Here is a 949-nt window from a genome sequence, read left to right on the forward strand (position 1 = left end):
AAAGCCCCGTTAACCCTGTCCCCGCTGCATCGCCCGATAAAGCCGTAGCAATGGTACGACCCTGAGGATCGAGATAACTAACACTTGCCTGACCATTAGGATCAATGACCAGATTCTTCTTATAATGACCGTGATGACCTACATTATAACCAAACAAACGGTTTAATTCTTTCTGCTCGGGGGTACCATAATAATACTCCATCTCTTTGCCTCTTCCTAGCTGATGGGTGATTCCTACCCCGCTTTTTCTGCGGATACGACCTGTATTATCAGGCATATATTCTATCTGTGAAAACGGATGACCCCCTGCATCTGCAATACGAGAACGAAAAGGAGTTGTCAGATCGTTTGCCAATCCATAGTATTTACTCGCTCCACTGGAAGGATCCATGCCCTTATCTGTCGTTGGCTGATCCAAAATATTCTGATGATCCAAATCAAAATCTTCATAATCATAGGGAGCTCCAGGCAATAATGAACTCTGATTGAAATCTCGAACATACCCTAATTGTGACGAAGTTGTAGGTACTGGCAACACTTCTATGGCTGATCGACCCTGAGCGTCATAAATAACTTCGCCAACAACAACATGATCGTCCGTATTGAGTTTGGTAACTGTCTGACGATTACGCAACGTACCATCAAAATAACTAACCACTTCCTTCTTCTTCCCTTCTTCTGCATAACTCGCCTGAAACTGCCAGTTCTTGCCTTCTTCATGATCCGAAGTAATTGTATAATAATCAGGCCAATCTGAAACCCTTGTTTTGGGAAGAACCCCACTGCTCCAACGACCGTATTGGTATTTTGAAATGTTAGTCGTGTAATGTCCCACTGCACGAACCCTGTAAATCAAATAGCCTTTGCTGTAAATTAAAGGAATCGAATAACCAGTAGCCTTTGTCTGAATACGAGTACTATTATCTTTAAAATCAAGAGTGCTAAAAGC

The 949-nt window shown here is 42.6% G+C and carries 1 protein-coding gene; it reads right to left on the reverse strand.

What is annotated here, in order from left to right:
- The coding region (locus tag ACFSTE_RS20565; RefSeq protein ID WP_378298375.1) for a DUF6443 domain-containing protein at positions 1 to 949 on the reverse strand (949 nt) is incomplete at both ends.

It is taken from the genome of Aquimarina hainanensis (genome assembly GCF_042684685.1).
Lineage (GTDB): Bacteria > Bacteroidota > Bacteroidia > Flavobacteriales > Flavobacteriaceae > Aquimarina > Aquimarina hainanensis.